Source organism: Pantoea sp. PvP021, from assembly GCF_054056055.1.
Genome location: NZ_JBSRXX010000002.1, coordinates 468321 through 485541, shown reverse-complemented (window position 1 = coordinate 485541; position 17221 = coordinate 468321). Strand labels below are relative to the sequence as shown.

Here is a 17221-nt window from a genome sequence, read left to right as displayed (position 1 = left end):
GATGAGTTCACAAACACTGTTCAGCGCCGCCCGCCCCGCAGGCCAGTTCACCCTGAGGCCCATGCTCGCCAGCGATGCGCCGCTGATTCATAGCTGGGTCACCCGCGATTACGCCCGCTTCTGGGGCATGCAGCAGCAGAGCCTGAATCAGGTCGCTGAGTTCTATCAGACGCTGACTGCAGCCGATCCCCATGCTGCGCTGATTGGTTGCTGCAACGACCAGCCGGTCTGCCTGATTGAGTGCTATCGCGCCAGCGACGATGAGGTCGGCAAATTTTATCCTGCCGCACCCGATGATTACGGCATGCATATTCTGATTGCCCCCGCCAGCCAGCCGATCAGAGCCTTCAGCTGGCAGGTCTTCACGCTGGTGATGGACTACATGTTCAGCCGCCCCGAGGTGCGCCGCGTGGTGGTAGAGCCAGATGTGCGCAATGAGAAGATTCACGTGCTGAATAAGCGTGCCGGGTTCCGCTATCAGCACACCATCGACATGGGTCATAAAACCGCCTGGCTGGCCTTTTGCCAGCGGGAAGATTATCAACACGCGTTACTGCAGGAGTCGCAGACTATGAACACCCCCTCTTCGCTGATGAACGGTACACATCTGACGGGCGACCACTGGGCGCAGGCAAACCGCATGCTGATCCGTAAAGCGATTGCCGAGTTCGCGCATGAGAAAATCATTACGCCACAGGAGTCGGGCGACGGCAGCTATCAGCTTGCGGTGCCAGGCGGTGAAGCGAGCTACCATTTCCGGGCGTCGCGGCTGGCGCTGGATCACTGGGAAATCGATGCCGGCTCACTGCGCAAGCAGGAGAACGGTCGTGATCTGCCGCTGGATGCGCTGAAGTTTATCGTGGAGTTTAACGGGGAGATCGGTATTACACAGGCGCTGCTGGCGACCTACATGGAAGAGATCAGCAGCACGCTGTGCAGCAGCGTTTATAAGCTGCAGAAGAATAATCCTGACAGCCAGGCGCTGGTCTCAGCCGATTTCCAGACGGTGGAAGCGGCGATGACCGAAGGCCATCCCTGCTTTGTTGCCAACAACGGGCGTATTGGCTTCGATGCCCATGATTATCTGGCGTATGCGCCCGAGGCCGCCGCGCCCGTTCACCTCATCTGGGTCGCGGTTCATCGCCGCAACGCCCATTTCTCCAGCCTCAGCGAGCTGAGCTATGAGCAGTTGATGCGTGATGAACTGGGCGACACCACCCTGGAGCAGTTTACTGCGCAGCTGGTGAATAAAGGGCTGGCGGTTGAGGAGTATATCCTGATGCCGGTGCATCCGTGGCAGTGGCAGAACAAGCTGCTGACCGTGTTTGCGGCGGACATCGCCAGTCACGATATTGTTTATCTCGGCACCGGAGACGATGCTTACCAGGCGCAGCAGTCGATCCGCACCTTCTTTAACCGCAGCCAGCCCACGAAGCGCTACGTGAAAACCGCCCTGTCGGTGCTGAACATGGGCTTTATGCGCGGACTGTCGCCCTACTATATGGCGACAACGCCCGCGATAAACGGCTGGCTGGAACAACTGGTTGCTGGCGATGCGTGGCTGAATCGCTGTGATTTCCGCATCCTGCGCGAAGTCGCGGCGGTCGGCTATCACAACCGCTACTATGAGCAGGCGATCAAAGGCGACTCCGCCTATAAAAAGATGTTCGCAGCGCTGTGGCGGGATAATCCTGCGGCCAGCCTGCAACCCGGCCAGCGTCTGATGACCATGGCCTCTTTCCTGCACGTCGATCACCATCAGCAGGCACTGCTGCCAGCGCTGATAGCGGATTCTGGTTTGCCCGCGAAGCAGTGGATAGAACGCTACCTGACCTGCTATCTCAGCCCGCTGCTGCACTGCTTCTATCAGCATGACCTGGTGTTTATGCCGCACGGTGAAAACCTCATCATGCTGCTGGAGAACAACGTGCCGGTCAGTGCATACATGAAGGATATCGGCGAAGAGATCGCCGTGATGAATCCGGATGCGGTGCTGCCGGAAGGCGTGCAGCGTCTGGCGGTGGATGTGCCGGAGAACCTGAAGCTGCTCTCGATCTTCACCGATGTGTTTGACTGCATCTTCCGCTTTATCAGCGCGATTCTGCATCAGTCAGGAACGCTGCCGGAGGAAGAGTTCTGGCAGGCGGTGGCGCAGTGCGTGAAGGATTACCAGCAGGCGCACCCGGAGCATGCCACTAAGTTCGCGCGCTATGACATGTTCGCGCCGGAGTTTACCCGCTCCTGTCTGAACCGCCTGCAGCTGGCGAATAACCAGCAGATGATAAACCTCGCCGATCCCGCTGAGAACCTCAAGTTCGCCGGAACGCTGAATAACCCGATCGCCCGCTGGCGATAAGCGTTACACCGTCACGCTGAAATTATGCGGTCACCCTGGTGGCCGCTTTTTTAATGGCTTTATCGCAGGTATTTGTAATGGTTTCTTTCGAACCGATCGCGCAACTGACCCGACGACATCTGATTTTTCCGCTGTCGCTGGTGTTGTTTGAGTTCGCCACCTATATCGCTCACGACATGATCCAGCCCGGCATGCTGCTGGTGACTCAGGAATTTAAGGTCGGGCCGGAGTGGGTCTCTACTTCGCTCACCGCCTATCTGGCCGGTGGCATTATGCTGCAATGGCTGCTTGGCCCCCTCTCTGACCGTATCGGGCGGCGTCCAGTGCTACTTAGCGGCGTGGCCTTTTTTATGCTCTCGTGTGTGGCGACGCACTGGGTGCAAAGCATTGAGCAGTTCGTCCTGCTGCGTTTTCTGCAGGGCGTCAGCCTCTGTTTTATTGGCGCGGTAGGCTACGCGGCGGTGCAGGAGGCGTTTACGGAATCGCTCAGCATCAAAATGATGGCGCTGATGGCCAACGTCGCCCTGCTGGCCCCGCTGGCCGGTCCGCTGGCGGGCGCGGCTTTTCTTACCGTAGGTGAATGGCGCACCCTGTTCTGGCTGATTGGCGCTGTCGCGGCGCTGGCGCTGGCGGGTCTGTGGTATGCGATGCCCGAAACCGCAGGCGACCGGCAGAAACCGCTGTCGCTGCGATCGATTATCAGCGGTTACGCGGCATTGCTGAAGGATCGTCAGGTGATGCGTGGCTCGCTGGCCATCGGACTGGTCACTGTGCCCTGCATCGCATGGGTCGCATTGTCGCCGGTGATTTTAATTCACGATGCGGGACTCAGCCGCATCGACTATGCGTTATTACAGCTGCCGGTCTTCGCCGCCATGATTGCGGGCAACCTGACGCTGGGACGCTTATCCAGCCGTCTGCCCATTGAACAGCCGTTACGGCTCGGTGCCTGGCCGGTGGTCTGCGGGCTGGCAATCGCAGTAACCGCTACCGTGCTAAATCCGCAAAGCTATCTGTGGCTGACTGCCGGAATTAGCCTCTACGGCTTCGGTGCCGGGCTGGTCAGTGCCGGACTTTATCGCATGACGCTTTTTTCCAGCAGCGCCGGAAAAGGCAGCGTGGCAGCGATGCTCGGCATGGTGAGTATTCTGATTATTGCGCTGGGCATTGAAGCAGCCAAAACCGCCTATTTTAGTTACGGCACCGGCGGCTTCAGTGTGGTGAACCTGATCTGCGGTCTGCTGTGGCTGGTTCTGGTCAGCGCTTTTCTACGAGCAGACCAGCGGAAATTGTGCACGGAATAATCGAATATATTTAGCAGTGCGATATAGTACTTGCCCGCACTGCTAACCATAAAGAATCCGATTACGGCATCATTAAAGCGTGATCGCCGCACCATACCCTTACAATGCCCATGGTTATAATCTTTCTGATTTGAGGATTCTTAAGAGTGCTTCCTGGTTTTTATAACAGGAATGCCACTTTTGTGACATCGGTGTCAGAAGCATTGTCTCGCTAAGCTGTTGAGCGGTAAGTATGACCAGAAAAATGACAAAACAACTATCGGCCTTCTGAACCGCCCATTTCAGATCTGGAATTTTTAACATCAATAAGGAGAAGTAATGCGACAGAGAGTCATTGTGTGCCCGGTCATTCAAAATGAGGGTAAATATTTGCTATGTAAAATGGCATCTGACAGGGGTGTTTTTCCTGGACAGTGGGCTTTGCCAGGCGGCGGAATGGAGCCAGGTGAAACAATCGAAGAAGCATTAAAGCGGGAAATCAGGGAAGAATTAGGCGAGGCGCTCAAGATAACAAATATCACACCCTGGACGTTTCGGGATGATGTCAGAATCAAAACCTATTCTGATGGAATGACTGAAGAAATTTATATGATCTATCTTATCTTTGATTGTCTGAGCGCAAACCGAACAATAACCTTCAATGAAGAGTTTCAGGAGATTATCTGGGTAGAACCTGAGGCTTTAAAAAACATTGATCTGAATGAAGCCACCCGGATTACGTTTAGCCAAAAAGGACTTATCTGAATATGCATTGCAGGATCTCCTTAAAAGTCTATCGATAACTTAAGTACGATTTTAGCTAAACGGGGCAGTGCTTATGCAACGGAAAACTTCAGCGTTTTCTGGCATGTCCAGTGTTTCAACACTGCCTCATCTTACACTCTATTCATGGGCTCCCTGCTCTGGCAATGGATGCCGATTTACACTTTGAACGTTTATCTTAGGTCATCCCATTCAGACTAATATCAACCACCCAATCCCGCATTTATTTTTTTCAGATAAGCTTTGACCAAATCGTTACTTTATCTGTGTGTTGCGTCATTCGATGATGATTCCGCCTGCTGAGGCAATTGATAACAAAGGAATTCACCATGAAGACGTTATTTCCCCTTAAACCACGCGCACAAACGCTGGTTTTTACTTTACTTGCCGGGACGCTGACCTTTAACGCGGTGGCTGCACCGGTCAAAGGCGGTACGCTGATTTATCTTGAACAGCAGGCACATACCAACCTCTATCCGCCTGCCGGCGGCTTTTACCCTAATGGCGGCATTCTCAATCAGATTACCGATAAATTAACCTGGCAGAATCCCGAAACGCTGCAGGTTGAACCCTGGATTGCAGAAAGCTGGACTACCAACGCCGACAAAACCGAATACACCTTTAAATTACGGCCTGGCGTGACTTTTTCCGATGGCACACCATTAGATGCGAACGCGGTGGCGAAAAACTTTGATACCTACGGGCTGGGAAATAAAGCGCTGCGCCTGCCGGTATCGGAAGTGATTAATAACTATGAACGCAGCGAGGTGATCGACCCGCTGACGGTGAAATTCTATTTTAAAAAGCCCTCACCCGGATTTTTGCAGGGCACCGCCACCATTGGCTCTGGCCTGGTCTCACTGAGTACCCTGGCGCGAAGTTTCGATCAGCTGGGCGATGCCCGTCACATTATCGGCTCCGGCCCGTTTGTAGTTAGTGATGAGAAGCTCGGTCGGGAGGTGGATCTGGTAGCGCGTAAAGATTATCAGTGGGGACCGAAAAACATTCAGCAGCAAGGTCCGGCCAATCTGGATGCGATAAAAGTGATCGTGACGCCGGAAGACAGCGTGCGCATCGGTGCACTGCTGGCGGGCCAGGCAGGCCTGATCCGTCAGGTGCAGGCCTACGACGAGAAGCAGGCTAAAGATCAGAACGTCCCGGTTTATGCCGCGCCGACCCGTGGCGTAAACGACAGCCTCAGCTTCCGTCCGGATAATCCGCTGGTCAGCGATATCCGGGTGCGTCAGGCGCTGCTGCACGCCACCAATGCCAAACAGGTGGTTGAGACGCTCTTCTCGCCGAACTATCCGCAGGCAACCTCGGTCGTGGCGACCACCGCCGCCGGCTACGTCAATCTGGCGGACAAACTCACTTTTGATCTGGCAAAAGCGAAGGCATTGCTGGACCAGGCGGGCTGGCAACCGGGTGCCGATGGCATCCGTGAAAAAGCTGGCCAGCGACTGGCGCTAACCGTCTATGAATCACTGCCGCAGCCGCAAAACAAAGAGGTGCTGCAACTGGTGGCGCAGCAGTGGCGCCAGGCGGGCGTCGCCCTCAGCGTTAAAGCGGGCGATGCCGGCAGCAAAACGCTGGATAATCTCGACCCCCTTAAGACCCCGTTGAACGTCACCGAAGTCGGCCGCGCCGATCCCGACGTGATCAAAAGCAGCTTCTACCCGGCTAACCGCGACAACCTGCTGCAGAAAGGCGGCTCCAGCGATAAAGTGAAAAACTTCCGCGATGACAAGCTGAACCAGCTTCTGGTCGCCATCTCCGCTGAAGTTGACCCGGCAAAACGTTTACAGCTGACCGGTGACGTTCAGCGTTATCTGCTGGACCAGGCCTATGTGATTCCGATCTTCGAAGAGCCGCAGGTCTATGCCGGTGCGCCCTGGCTGAAAGGGGTCAGTTTTGAAGCGGTAGGCCGTCCGGCACTCTATGGCGCCTGGCTGGAAAAACAGTAACCGGAGGTGAGGATGCGTCATTATCTGCTGCAACGTGCTGGCCTGGGTGTATTGGTCCTGTGGGCCGCGTTTACCCTGTCGTTTGTGCTGCTACAGGTGCTGCCAGGCGATGCGGTCCTGATCAAGTTTCAGAATCCGGATCTCGGCCTGAGTCCGCAGCAGATTGCTGAGATGCGTCAGGCCTATGGCGCGGACAGCCCGCTGTGGCAGCAATATCTGCACACGCTGGTGGCGATACTGCACGGCGACTTCGGCTATTCGGTGCAGGCGGGCGTGCCGGTCAGTGAACTGCTGACCAGCAATCTGCCTGGCACGCTGCGACTGGCCCTGTGCGGCTTTTTGCTGGCGACACTGCTGGCATTCGTGCTGGCGACACTGTCGCGGCTGCCTGCCCTGCGCGGCCTGCGTAATCTGCTGCAGTCACTGCCCGCGCTGTTTATCTCAGTGCCGACCTTCTGGCTCGGCATAGCCCTGATTCAGCTCTTCTCATTCCAGCTGCGCTGGATCCCGGTAATCAATCCCTCACCGTGGCAGGGACTGATTCTGCCCATTATTACGGTCGCCGTTCCGATCTCAGCGCCGCTGGCTCAGATTCTGTTGCGCAGCATCGATGAGGTTTCAACCCGGCCTTTTGTGGCGGTGGCGCGCGCCAAAGGAGCCAGCGAGCACTATGTGCTGTGGCGGCACATCCTGCGCAACGCCATGCTGCCGGTGCTCACCGTGGCGGGACTGCTGCTGGGAGAACTGATTGCCGGTGCGCTGATTACCGAAACGGTGTTTGGCCTGGGCGGTCTGGGACAGCTGACGCAGCAGGCGGTGAACAATCAGGATGTGGCGGTATTGCAGGCGGTGGTGATGATCTCCGCGCTGGGTTTTGTGGTGATCAACCTGCTGGTGGATCTGCTGATGCCGCTCTTTGACCCGCGCTTACAGCTGTTACGAGGTGCAACATGAGTCTGGTTGATTACGCTGCTGCGCGGCAACCCGTGGCGGCAAAGAGGCGCACTTTACAGTTCTCGCCGGGCCTGTGGCTCGCCGTTTCAGTCATGCTGCTGGCCGTACTGGCAGCCCTGTTCCCGGCCCTCTTTACCCAGGCCAGCCCGATTGAAGGAATTGCGGGTGCACAGCGACTCGCTCCGCAGGCCGGACACTGGCTCGGCACCGATCAGCTCGGCCGCGATCTTTTTGCCCGCATCGTTTACGGCGCGTCCCATTCGCTCTCCGCCGCCGTCATGGCGGTGGCGATCGGACTGCTGGCAGGTACCGCGCTGGGTCTGGTGGCAGGCGCTATCGGTGGCAAAACTGAATCAATTGTGATGCGCGCAGTGGATGTCCTGCTGGCGATTCCGGCGCTGCTGCTCTCTCTGAGCGTGCTGATTTTACTCGGTTTCGGCACCCTGAATGCCGCATTAGCAGTGGGCATTGCCTCCATCGCCAGCTTCGCCCGACTGGCACGCGCCGAAGTGGTGCGCATCCGTCACAGTGAGTATGTCGAAGCGGCTTACGGCAGCGGCGGCCGCTTTTTCAGCGTGTTGTGGCGTCACATTCTTCCCAATGCGCTGACGCCGGTGATCGCCTATGCCGCCCTGCAATTTGGTCAGGCGATTCTGGCGCTGTCGACTCTGAGTTTCCTCGGCTACGGCACCCCGCCGCCGGTGCCGGAATGGGGTCTGTTAATCGCTGAAGGGCGTAATTATCTGGCTACCGCCTGGTGGCTGACCACTTTTCCTGGTGTGGTGGTGGTCGCTGTGGTGCTCGCAGCCAACCGCATCAGCCAGCAACTTTCAGGAGGACGCCGATGAGCGCTCAGCCGTTACTCGTGGTCAACAATCTCACGCTAAGCTATCGCAGCGGCAACCGTTGGCAGCCGGTGGTACATAACGTCAGCTTCGAGCTGCAGCCCGGTGAGATGGTGGCGCTGGTCGGGGAGTCCGGCTCCGGTAAAACCACCACCGCACAGGCGATAATGGGTCTGATGGCGGAAAATGGCCGCCGCGAAGGGGGCGAAATCCTGCTCAACGGCGTGGATATCAGTCAGTGGTCGCAAAAGCGTTTCGATACCCTGCGCGGTGCGCGCATCAGTCTGGTACCGCAGGATCCCGGTAATTCCCTGAATCCGGTGAAAACGGTCGGCGAACAGGTGGAAGAGATCCTGCGACTGCACCTGAAATTACCGTCAGCGCAGCGCCAGCAGCGGGTGGTTGACCTGCTGAATCGCGTCGGCCTTAGCCATCCGGAACAGCGGGTTAAGCAGTATCCGCATCAGCTGTCGGGTGGCATGAAGCAGCGGGTATTGATCGCCATTGCTCTCGCCCTGCAGCCGGAGATCATTATTGCGGATGAGCCGACCAGCGCGCTGGATGTCACGGTGCAAAAGCGCATTCTCGATCTGCTGGACAACCTGCGGCAGGAATCCCGCACCGCCGTGCTGTTTGTCACCCACGACCTGGCGCTGGCGGCGCAACGCGCAGATCGTATTATCGTGTTTCGTCACGGCGAGATTCAGGAATCGGGCCGCACTGAACAGGTTATCAGCGCGCCTGCTCATCCTTATACCCGTCAGTTACTGAATGATGCGGCACCACAGCGACCCGCCAGAGTTAAATCTGCAACCGCCCGTTTTTCTGCCCCCGCCATCCGGGCAACCGGCGTGATGAAAAGCTTTTCGCTGGGCAAACAGCAGCGTTTGCAGGCGCTGAACCAGGTCAGCTTTCAGGTGGCGCGCGGCACTACGCATGCACTGGTAGGCGAATCCGGCTCAGGCAAAACCACGCTGGCGCGCATCGTTATGGGTTTTGAAACCGCAGACAGCGGCGAGGTGACGCTGGATGGCATCGTGGTCAACGGATTACGCGGCGAGGCGCTGCGTCAGCTGCGGCGGAAGATCCAGTTTGTCTATCAGAACCCGTTTGCCTCGCTCGATCCGCGTCAGACGCTGTATGCAATTATCGAAGAGCCACTGCGTAATTTTGAGCGGCTGAGCCGCAGTCAGCGCCGTGAGCGCGTAGAAGCGATGACCACGCGGGTGGCGCTGCCGCTCTCTCTTCTGTCACGTCATCCTCACGAACTTTCCGGCGGTCAGCGGCAGCGTGTGGCTCTTGCCCGGGCACTGATCTGCAAGCCGGAGATTCTGGTACTGGATGAGGCGACCTCGGCGCTGGACGTCACGGTGCAGGCGCAAATCCTCGACCTGTTGCAGCAGCTCCAGGCCGAACTGGGTCTGACCTATCTGTTTATCACGCACGACCTGGCGACGGTGCGGCAGATTGCCGACAGCGTCACGGTGTTAAAAGCGGGCGAAGTCGCAGAGCAAGGTGACGTTGTCACGATTTTCAGTGCACCACAGCATCCTTATACCCGGGAATTAATGGCTGCCATTCCTCCGCTTATTCCCTTAACCCACAAGGAGTCAGCATGAGCCGACGTCTCGGATTTTTTACCCGACTGCTGGATAAGGTGCCGGCGAAACAGCGCTATCAGCTGGCCACCGAACAGATCCAGCATGCCGAACGCTGCGGATTTGATAATGCGTGGATTGCTCAGCACCATTTTCATCAGGATGAGGGGGGTCTGCCGTCGCCGCTGCTCTTCCTGGCGCATGTCGCCGCGCAGACCCGCACCATCCGGCTCGGCACCGCCATCATCACCCTGCCGATGGAAAATGCGCTGCGGGTGGCTGAAGATGCCGCAGTACTGGATCTGCTGGCAGATGGGCGGCTGGAGATCGGGCTGGGCTCCGGTGGCACGCCGGATTCGTTTTTGCCGTTTGGTCTGACCTTTGCCGAGCGCGGTGCCGCTTTTGCCGACCATCTGCATACGCTGCTCAGCGCCTGGCGCGGGGATTCACTGGGGCATCCTGATAATCATCTCTATCCCGCCGCGCCGCAACTTGCCGGACGGGTGTGGATCGCCACCTTCTCGGTTGAGGGCGCAATCCGTGCCGCTCAGGGCGGCCATGGCCTGATGCTGTCCCGCACCCAGCCGCGCCCGGCGGGCCAGTCTGAGCTGCCGCTGGATGCATTGCAGAATCCGCTGATCGATGCCTATCTTGCGGCACTTCCTGCGGGAACCACGCCGCGCATCCTCGCCTCCCGTACCGCATTCGTGGCCGATTCTGACCGCTATGCCCGTCAGGTAGCTGAACCGGGAATTCGTCAGCAGGCTGCGCAGTATCGTGGCGAATTACGCGGTGAACGCTTTGATGACCTGCTGGCGCAGTTTGATGCCCATGTTGGCGGCATCGATCAGGTGCAGCACTCGCTGGCGCAGGACAGCGCACTGGCGCGCGTCACCGACATCTCATTTCAGGTGCATTCGGTTGAGCCTTCGCATGCCGACACGCTGCGCTCGATTGAACTGATTGCCCAACATCTTGCGCCCACGCTTCGTGCCGCTGGCGAACCTCACAGGAGAATTTCATGAATCAACCTGACGATTTGATTGCCACACTGGCAGATATCGATCCCGATTCCGAACTGGCCCATGCGCGCCAGACACGTCACGCCGCCACACAACATGCTCAGGGTAGCTACACCCTGTTGTTTAGCCAGGGTGATGAAGATTTTCCGCTGGCGGAGCGCCGTCTGCTGGCCGCTCAGGTTGCCGGCTGGCATGCACAACCCGGCCTGCAGGCGCACTACCAGCCACAGGAGAGTCTGGCCGGGAGTGTTCGGATCAACGCGGCACAGGCTTTTGCCCATCGCCTGACCTTTGAGCCGGTTACTGCTGCTCCCGCGCATCTGGAGGCTTTGAAACAGGCGGGTTGGAGCCTGCGCGGCATTGTCACACTGGCACAGCTGGTGGCATTTGTCAGTTTTCAGAGCCGGTTGCTGGCGGGTCTGCGCAGCTTACAGGGCGATGAGGCGTCGGGTGAGGTTGCCCCGGTAGTCGCCGGTCACTGGCACGAGGCCTTACATACCGCCAGCGGCAAAACTGCCCTGACCGCGTTTACGCAACAGGAACTCGGCTGGGAGCCCTGGCTGCCGGCAAAACCGCTGACGGAATTCAGCGAGGAAGAGCAGGCGACACTGGCAAAATTCGGTCACACCGACTCCGACTATTTTCGCCTGCTGGCGCGCAATCTGCCGTTGCTGGAGCAGCGCACCCTGACCGATAAAGGCATTTTTTATACCGCAGGAGGGCTGCCACGCGCCGAGCGCGAACTGGCTGCCACCGTGGTAAGTAAGGTCAACGGCTGCATTTACTGCGCCTCAGTCCATGCGCGTAAAGCCAGCCAGCTCTCAAAGCAGGATGAAGCGGTACAGAAGCTGCTGAATGTTGCACCCGGCGCGGTGTTATCTCACGGACACGCCGCGCGCTGGCAGGCGATCATCGCATTCTCAGCAGCACTGTCGCTGACCCCTGCCCAGCCGACACAGTCGCAGCTCTCTGCACTGCGTGAACAGGGTCTGGATACGCTCGCCCTGCTCGATCTGATTCAATCAACCGCCTTTTTTGCCTGGGCTAATCGCCTGATGCTGACGCTGGGCGAACCTTTTCTGCCGGAACAACAGGGATAATCATGACTTTGCCTTTAACCGACCAACTGGTGCAGTGGCGTCGCGAACTGCATCAGCATCCTGAACTTTCGAATCATGAATTTGCCACCACGGAACGTATTACCCGCTGGCTGGAGCAGGCCGGGATCCGGCTGTTGCCGCTGGGGCTGAAAACCGGCGTCGTGGCTGAAATCGGTCATGGCGAACCTCTGATCGCCCTGCGCGCGGATATCGATGCGTTACCGATTGAAGAAACCACCGAACGCCCGTGGCGATCACAGCAGCCGGGCGTGATGCACGCCTGTGGTCACGACGTTCACAGCGCCGTGATGCTCGGCGTGGCGTTGCAGCTGAAACAGCAGGAAGACACGCTGCCAGGCCGGGTACGGATTCTGTTTCAGCCCGCTGAAGAGACCTTTAATGGCGCACGTCAGCTGATTGATGCCGGTGCGCTGGATGGCGTTCAGGCGATATTCGGCCTGCACAACGCGCCCGACCTGCCGCTGGGCACGCTGCGTAGCCGGGCAGGTGCGTTTTATGCCAACGTAGACCGCTTTGTTATCCGCATTGAGGGCAAAGGCGCCCATGCCGCGCGACCGCAGGAGGGCATCGATTCGATTGTAATAGCCAGCCATATCGTAACGGCTCTGCAGACCCTGCCGAGCCGGGTGTTCAGCTCGCTGGAAACGGTGGTGCTGAGCGTGACGCGCTTTACCGCCGGTAATACCTGGAATGTGCTGCCGCAAAGCGTTGAACTGGAGGGCACCGTACGCACCCACAACGGCGAAATCCGGGCGCAGATCCCGCACCGCATGCGATCCCTGATTCAGGGTATTGCCGCCGGGTTTGGTGCGACCGCCGAACTGGAGTGGACTGAAGGACCGCCGGCCCTGATTAACACGCCAGGCTGGGTGGATGTTGCGCTGGACGTTGCCCAACAGAGTGGCTATCTCGCGGAGCACGCTGAGTCGCCGCAGATGGGCGGAGAAGATTTTGCCTTCTATCTGCAGCAGGTGCCGGGGGCGTTTGTCAGCATCGGCAGTGCCAGCGAATTTGGTCTGCATCACGCCGCCTTCGATCCTGATGAAGCGTTGATTGGCCCGGCGGTGGACTACTTCACGCAGCTGGTGCCGCGCGCGTTGCAGATTGTGGCGGCGCAATGACGAAAAAAAGGAGTGCTGCTATGTCAGTTCAGGTTCCACAACCGATTCTTGATCATGCTGTGATTAACGTGGCCGACCAGCTCGACAGCGCCAGCGCGCGCTTCCGAAGGCTCGGCTTTCAGCTCACTGAACGGGGTCATCACTCGCTGGGATCGAGTAATCACCTGGCTATTTTTGGTGAGAACTACCTGGAACTGCTGGGCTATGAGACGGGCAAAGGGAGCCAGCGCGCCGATCTCTGGCAATCGCCGCTGGGATTGAGCGGTCTGGTGTGGAAAAGCAGCGATGCAGAGAGTGAGTTTCAGCATCTGCAACGGCAGGATCTGGATGGCGATCCGCCAGCGGCTTTTCATCGTCCGGTTACCCTGCCCGACGGTTCGGTGAGTGAAGCGCACTTTAGGACCGTACGGATTCGCCCTTCGCTGGTACCCAATGGCCGCAGCTTTTTTTGCCAGCATCTGACGCCCGAAGCGGTATGGCAGCCGGCATGGCAGCGTCACCCCAATGGCGTGCGTAATATCAGTGAGTTTGTGATTGTCGCGCAGGATCCGGCGCTTTCAGCGCTGGTCTATAGCCGCCTGTTTGGGGCCGCTAAAGTGCTCGCCTGTCCCGAAGGCGCCTTTGTCCTGCGCGCGAGTGCTGCCACGGTTCGTTTTGCTTCGGCAGACTATGCGCAGCAGCGATTTGGCCCGCTGCCGGAAGACTATGATGGCAGCGCCCGGATGGTCGCGCTGGGTTTTGAGACGGAGGATCTCGCCCTGGTGAAACGCGCGCTGGTGAAGGGTGAAATTGCCTTTCAGGAGCAGCCCGAGGCGATTGTGGTGGAGTCGGCAGAAGGTTTTAACCTGGCACTGCGTTTTACCTGAGTGCAGATTCAGGAGGTGATGAAAAACGCCTCAAGTGAGGCGTTTTTCACAGGCTTTACAACGACACAAATCAGAAAGTGTAGCTGGCGGTCACTGAGAAATTACGCGGTTCGCCGTAGACTACGGAGCTGGCCACGTTAGTGTCATACTCTTTGTCGAACAGGTTATTGAGGTTGCCCTGCAGCGACAAATTTTTGTTCACCTGATAACGGGCGAAGAGATCAACCAGCGCATAGCTGCCCTGACGGGCACGCCAGGTGCCATTGCCTTCCGGGCCACCGACATCATTCCAGATATGTGTCTGCCAGTTCACGCCGCCACCCAGCGTCAGCTGCTGCAGCGTCGGCAGGCGGTAGCTGCTGAACAGGTTAAAGCTAGTCTGCGGCAGTTGCGGGTTAAAGGTGCTGCCATCGCGGTTTTCCGCAATGTAGCGCGTGCCGCCCAGGGTCATCTGCCAGTTGTCGGTTAATGCGCCGTTGACTTCAAACTCCACGCCACGACTCACCACGCCTTTACGGCCAATGTACGCGACATCACCTGACCCCTGAACCGTCTGAGTGGTTGCTTCACCGACATTATTCAGCTCGGTGCGGAACACCGAAATCGAGGTGGTGAAGCGACTATCCATCCAGTCAGATTTCAGGCCTGCCTCGTAGTTTTTGCCGATAACGGGCGACAGGAAAGCGCCGCTGGCATCGCGATAGTCCTGTGGCTGGAACACCGAGGTATAGCTGGCGTAAGCCGACCAGTTTTCAGCGAAGTCATAAATCAATCCGCCGTAAGGGGTGGTGTTATTTTCTTCCATTTCACCACCAGGCGTTTCACGGTTCCAGTTGGTGTAACGGGCACCGATAATCAGGTGCAGCGGATCGGCGAGCGACAGACGGGTCGCCATATAAGTCGATTTCTGGCGAACCAGTTGGGTATCGCTGGCTGGCAGACGCGGCGTCCAGGCTGATTCCGGATACTGACCGTTAAACTCGTTGTAGTTGCCCAGCGACTCCGATGAGATATTCTCAAAGGTACTGAAGTACTTGTTATCCTGGCGGGTGTAATTGACGCCGACCATCAGCTCATGCTGACGACCCAGCAGTTCATAAGGACCGCTGGCGAAGGCATCAACGGCATCCACTTTGCGTTTACCGGTGTTGTAACCAGTCCCGCCTACCACCGGATAGTTGGCATAGGAAGAGACGCCCGCCCCGGTGTTACGATCGAAATAGCCATCAAGATAGATCTGCTTACTGTCGAGGCGCATCTCGTTGTGCGCGCCGTTCAGTGTGATGTTCCAGCCGTTGTCGAAGTCCTGTTTCAGGTTCACAAAGACTTTACGGTTCTCTTTATCGTTGTAGGCCCAGTCAGGTGCGGTGTTGTAGCCGCGTCGGGTATGTATCTGCGTGCCGTCTGTGTACCAGCGCGGTGCGCCACCCCACATGGTGGAATCCGTATTGACCTGGCTGAATTCATAGCCGACCGAAAGCGTGGCAGAGTCGGTCAGGTCAGCGTCAACCACGCCATAGATGAACTGTTTTTTGGCGCCATAGCGCTCTATGAAGCTGTTGTTATCCTGCCATCCCGCGATCAGCCGGCCACGAACATTGCCGGAGTCACTGAGCGGAGCCGAGATATCGGCCACATAACGCTGCTTATTCCAGCTGCCGTAACTGGCGGAGACAGTGCCGCCGAACTCTTTGCTGTCGGCGTGTTTGCGCACCATATTGATGGCGGCTGATGGATTACCCGGTCCGGTTAACAGACCGGTCGCTCCGCGCACCACTTCAACGCGCTCATACATTGCCATATCGGTCTGCGCATCACCCAGGTTCCAGCGAGCGGCAAAGGCAGTAGGGATACCATCGACCATGTAGTTGTCGATCATAAAGCCGCGAGCATAGTAGTTGGTGCGATCCATATCACCACTGATACCGCGAATACCGGTGGTATTTGCGAGCACATCATTCAGTGACTGGAGTTGCTGATCGGCCATACGCTGTTTACTGACAATGCTGACTGACTGCGGGACATCACGCACGGTGCCCAGCATTTTAGTGCCCGCACGGGTAACCGGTACGCTGTAATCGGTGGCGGGCGAAGCGGCTACGGCATCATCGGCTGACGCGCTGACCGTCATAGTCTGGTTATCGCTGGCAGCGGGTGCGCCGGTCTCTGCTGCATGAGCAGCGTTATGCGCCAGAAACGAGGCGACGATGGCAGCCAGCAAGGAGAAGCGGAATGGACGTTGCAGAGCAGAGGTGCCCGTCGCCCCGGGGTGTTGAAGATCGAAAGCGTTCATTAATTCCTCAATTATCTTTATGTTTTTATGCTGCCACTGTCACGACCATGCTTCCTGCGGACATCGCTGCCCTGCTTATGGTTTGAGGAACCAGAAACCTTTCCCTGAGCGCCTGCGCGCGGGTGTGATGAACTTCTAAAACAAATGAGAAATATACGCATTGCGATTATCATTGCAAGATTTTGTTAGCAAACAATACGAATTTTTTCAGGAAATTGTCTGCGCGTGAAAGGCGGCTGGAGGGTAATAAAGGCAAGGAGGCGTTTATGGGGTCAGCGCGCCCGCTGACTTGTCAGAGAAGCAGGGCTGCTGCATCATTTTTGATAAAGATAAAATCCTGTAATGGCCGTTCATTGAACTGTAGTTGTCACTCCTGATGCCACAATATCTGCCTTAATTTTTATATCACCTTATTTAACACCAGATATTGCAGGAATTCGTACGTGCGCAAAATTTCAATGCTTAAAGCGCTGATAACGACCACCGTTTTCAGTGTTTTTTCAGCCCACTCCGCCACACTTGTGGAGACCGTGAGTGCGGGCTGGGATAATTTCAGTGATAAAGTCGCCACAACCTGGCAGCAGCCTGAAGGTTACGACTTTTATCTGCCCGCGATTACCTGGCACAACCGTGCCACTTACGATCGTGAACACATCAATAAATATAATGAAAGACCCTGGGGCGCGGGCGGAGGTATCTCCCGCTACGATGAAAAAGGGAACTGGAACGGCATCTACTTAATGGCGTTTAAGGACTCCTTTAATAAATGGGAACCCTTTGGTGGCTATGGCTGGGTGGCAACCTGGCGTCCGCTGGCCGACCAGAATTTTCACTGGGGTGCGGGTTACACGGCGGGCTTTACCGCACGGCACAACTGGGATTATATTCCGGTGCCAGCGATACTGCCGCTGGCCTCTGTCGGCTATGGCGATCTCGATTTCCAGATGACCTATATTCCCGGCACCCATAACAACGGTAACGTCTATTTTGCCTGGCTGCGCTACCACTTCTGACA

The 17221-nt window shown here is 57.3% G+C and carries 13 protein-coding genes; 12 read left to right on the top strand and 1 reads right to left on the bottom strand.

Annotation, left to right across the window (positions count from 1 at the left end; translation table 11 throughout):
* Position 1 precedes the first annotated feature (1 nt).
* The 11 genes from ACVKSX_RS11455 to ACVKSX_RS11405 all read left to right on the top strand — a co-directional run bounded on the left by ACVKSX_RS11455 (position 2) and on the right by ACVKSX_RS11405 (position 13913).
* Positions 2-2356: a GNAT family N-acetyltransferase gene (locus tag ACVKSX_RS11455; protein ID WP_354438594.1), complete on the top strand. Its 2355-nt coding sequence runs from the start codon at positions 2-4 to the stop codon at positions 2354-2356.
* Between the two features lie 77 nt (positions 2357-2433).
* Positions 2434-3660: an MFS transporter gene (locus tag ACVKSX_RS11450; RefSeq protein ID WP_354438596.1), complete on the top strand. Its 1227-nt coding sequence runs from the start codon at positions 2434-2436 to the stop codon at positions 3658-3660.
* Between the two features lie 318 nt (positions 3661-3978).
* Positions 3979-4404, top strand: coding sequence for a nucleoside triphosphatase NudI (gene nudI, locus ACVKSX_RS11445; protein WP_022624355.1), 426 nt, complete (start codon positions 3979-3981; stop codon positions 4402-4404).
* A 347-nt stretch (positions 4405-4751) separates the two neighbouring features.
* On the top strand, positions 4752-6386 hold the full coding sequence (locus ACVKSX_RS11440; protein ID WP_191917403.1) for a TIGR04028 family ABC transporter substrate-binding protein: 1635 nt from the start codon (positions 4752-4754) through the stop codon (positions 6384-6386).
* 12 nt (positions 6387-6398) lie between these two features.
* The gene (locus ACVKSX_RS11435) at positions 6399-7340 is read left to right on the top strand and encodes an ABC transporter permease (RefSeq protein ID WP_223565937.1); all 942 of its coding nucleotides are present in this window, start codon (positions 6399-6401) and stop codon (positions 7338-7340) included.
* A complete protein-coding gene (locus ACVKSX_RS11430) occupies positions 7337-8188 on the top strand; it encodes an ABC transporter permease (RefSeq protein WP_033768940.1) in 852 nt (283 codons plus the stop codon). Before ACVKSX_RS11435 ends, ACVKSX_RS11430 begins: the two co-directional genes overlap by 4 nt.
* Positions 8185-9804: an ABC transporter ATP-binding protein gene (locus ACVKSX_RS11425; RefSeq protein ID WP_354438598.1), complete on the top strand. Its 1620-nt coding sequence runs from the start codon at positions 8185-8187 to the stop codon at positions 9802-9804. The genes ACVKSX_RS11430 and ACVKSX_RS11425 overlap by 4 nt, the downstream gene beginning before the upstream one ends.
* Positions 9801-10808 (top strand): putative FMN-dependent luciferase-like monooxygenase, encoded by a 1008-nt coding sequence (locus ACVKSX_RS11420; RefSeq protein ID WP_354438600.1) that lies wholly within the window; start codon positions 9801-9803, stop codon positions 10806-10808. Before ACVKSX_RS11425 ends, ACVKSX_RS11420 begins: the two co-directional genes overlap by 4 nt.
* A complete protein-coding gene (locus ACVKSX_RS11415; protein ID WP_052270711.1) occupies positions 10805-11905 on the top strand; it encodes an alkylhydroperoxidase domain protein in 1101 nt (366 codons plus the stop codon). The genes ACVKSX_RS11420 and ACVKSX_RS11415 overlap by 4 nt, the downstream gene beginning before the upstream one ends.
* Before the next feature lie 2 nt (positions 11906-11907).
* Positions 11908-13047: an amidohydrolase gene (locus tag ACVKSX_RS11410; RefSeq protein ID WP_187501437.1), complete on the top strand. Its 1140-nt coding sequence runs from the start codon at positions 11908-11910 to the stop codon at positions 13045-13047.
* Positions 13048-13067: 20 nt separating this feature from the next.
* The gene (locus ACVKSX_RS11405) at positions 13068-13913 is read left to right on the top strand and encodes a VOC family protein (RefSeq protein ID WP_354438602.1); all 846 of its coding nucleotides are present in this window, start codon (positions 13068-13070) and stop codon (positions 13911-13913) included.
* Positions 13914-13983: 70 nt separating this feature from the next.
* Here the strand turns inward: ACVKSX_RS11405 and fhuE are convergent, their stop codons facing one another.
* Complete coding sequence (fhuE, locus tag ACVKSX_RS11400) at positions 13984-16206, bottom strand: ferric-rhodotorulic acid/ferric-coprogen receptor FhuE (protein WP_354438603.1); 2223 nt, start codon at positions 16204-16206, stop codon at positions 13984-13986.
* 443 nt (positions 16207-16649) lie between these two features.
* Here fhuE and pagP point away from each other — a divergent pair, with 443 nt between their 5' ends.
* Positions 16650-17219 (top strand): lipid IV(A) palmitoyltransferase PagP, encoded by a 570-nt coding sequence (gene pagP, locus ACVKSX_RS11395; protein WP_033760546.1) that lies wholly within the window; start codon positions 16650-16652, stop codon positions 17217-17219.
* Positions 17220-17221: the final 2 nt, after the last annotated feature.